The 2,442-nt window shown below is 73.0% G+C and carries 2 protein-coding genes; both read left to right on the forward strand.

Annotation, left to right across the window (positions count from 1 at the left end; all coding sequences use genetic code 11):
* Positions 1-1,301, forward strand: a 1,301-nt coding sequence (locus ACXJKG_RS20660) for an Ig-like domain repeat protein (protein ID WP_456847595.1), incomplete at its 5' end; no start/stop codon positions are given.
* Between the two features lie 123 nt (positions 1,302-1,424).
* Positions 1,425-2,442: hypothetical protein (locus ACXJKG_RS20665; protein WP_456847596.1), on the forward strand; the 1,018-nt coding region annotated here is incomplete at its 3' end.

Below are 2,442 nucleotides of genomic sequence, written 5' to 3' on the forward strand. Positions count from 1 at the left end.
ACGTCTCCCCGCTGGCGCAGCCCACGCCCTCGGGCGCTGCGCTGTCGGCGATGACCGCCGGTGGTGATTTCTCGATCGGCTGGGCGTTCACCAAGTTCGGCAACACGGTCGTGGGGTCGCAGCACTTCGTGCACATCCACGTCGCTCCCGGTGGCGTCTGGTCCTACACCCAGGTGGCCGCGGCCCTGGCGGCGACGACCACGACCCTGACGGCGCCCGCCACGGCCGCCGAGAACGCCGCCGTGTCCCTGTCCGCCGCAGTCGCCCCGGCGGCTGCGACCGGCTCGGTCGAGTACTACGACGGCGCGACGCTGCTCGGCACGTCGCCGGTGGGCACGCCGTTCAACGTCGCCGCGGGCTTCGCGGCCGGGAGCCACTCGCTCACCGCCAAGTACCTGGGCGACGCCTCGTACAGCCCGTCCACCTCGGCACCGTCGACTCTCTCGGTCGCCGGCACGCCGGTCGGCACCACGACGAGCGTCTCGGCGACGTCGGCCAGCGGCTACGCGCTCGACCCGGCCGTCCTGTCGGCGACCGTCGTCGCCGCCAACAGCACCACCCCGACCGGCTCGGTCACCTTCACGGGCTCCGTCGACGGCGGCGCCGTGCAGAACCTGGCCACCGTCCCGGTGGGCGCCGGCGGCGTCGCGTCGATCACCAAGAACGGCCTCAGCGCCGGCACGTGGACCATCAACGCGTCCTTCGTCGGGACCGGTCTGTACACGAACTCGTCGAGCACCGCGGCCGCCACCCTCGTGCTGACCGTGAACACGACGGGCACCAGCTCCACCGACGTGCAGGACGTCGACGTGACGATCCCTGCCGGTGCGATCGAGATCACGACGCCGTACCAGGGTGGCAACGTCTTCCACCTCGGCACCGCGGTCCTCGACCAGGTCACGTCGACCTACTCGGCCTCGGCTCCGTTCCCGAACGCTGCCGACGCCCCCATCAAGATCACGGACACGCGCGCCGGTCAGCTCGGCTTCACGGCCAAGGTCACGGCGAGCGACTTCGTGTCCACGGTCGACGCGACCAAGTCCTTCCCCGGTTCGTACGCGGGCCTGACCGGCCTCGTCGCGACCGTCCCGTCGGGCAACGGCTTCCAGATCGGGAGCCTGCACACGACGAACAACCCGCCGCTGGCTCCCGGACTCGGTAGCGCGGTGCCGTTCGCCCAGTACGACGCCGGTCACCACCCGGGCACCGTCGAGTACCGCGGCGTCCTGAGCCTCGCCGGTGTGCCGACCTCGGTCATCGGTGGGCTCTACACGGCGACGGTGACCTTCACCGCGTCCTGATCGGAGCTGTCCGCCGGCACGTTCCGCGACGGACAGACCGAGGGAGGCGGGGCGCTCGACGCCCCGCCTCCCGTCGGCCGTTCATCGGCGGTCGGCCGAACCTCACCTGGAGACCTGACCCGCATGCACCGAACCCTCCGCTCCTCGGCCGCCCGCGCGGCGGCCGTCGTCGTGCTCGCCGCGCTGTGCGCCGCGGGCGCGACCGCTGCGCACGCGGAGGCCGATCCCGCGCCCGCGGGCAGCCCCCTCGTCACGTTCGGCATCTCCCCGGCCTCGGCCGGGCGGCCCGACTCCCGCAGCTTCGTCGCCTTCACGGCGCCCCCCGGGTCGGTGGTCTACGACGACATCGCCGTCCTGAACCAGTCGGACGTCCCGCTCGACCTCGACGTCTACCCGACGGACGCGATCAACGACACGACCGGTGCCATCGGTCTCCCGGAGCGCGCCACGGCGCCGACGCTCGCCGGCAGCTGGATCACGCTCGGCGTGCCGTCGGCGCACGTACCCGCCCAGTCGAGCACCGACGGCATCGGCTTCGTGGACGTGCCGATCACGATCACGATCCCGGCCGACGCCGAGCCCGGCGACCACGTCGCGGCCGTCGTCGCGTCGCTGACGACCGAGGGCCAGAGCTCCACGAACTCGCCGTCCATCACGCTGGAGCAGCGCACCGGCGCCCGCATCTACATCACGGTCGACGGCCCGACGAAGGCCGGGCTCGAGGTCAGCGGCGTGCACGCCACGTACCAGCAGGCGGACCTGGCCGGCCTGGCCGGGCTCGGCAGCATGCGCGTGACCTACACGCTGACCAACAGCGGCAACGTCCGGGTCGGCGTCGCCCCGACCGTGACCGCCTCGGGGCCGTTCGGGCTCCTCGCACACAGCGCGGAGGGCAAGACGCTCGACGAGCTCCTGCCGGGGGCCTCGGTGCAGCAGACCGTGACCGTCACGGACGTGGTGCCCCTGGTGCTCGACTCCGTCTCGGTGACGGCGACGGCGCTCCCGGTGCCAGGACGCGACGATCCCGGCCTCGCACCCGTCCACGCGTCGGCGCTCACCTGGGCCGTGCCGTGGGTGCTGCTCGCGATCGTCGCGCTGCTCGTCGGCGGCTGGCTGGTCCTGCGCCGCCGCCGGGCACACC

It is taken from the genome of Cellulomonas sp. P5_C6 (assembly GCF_054049635.1).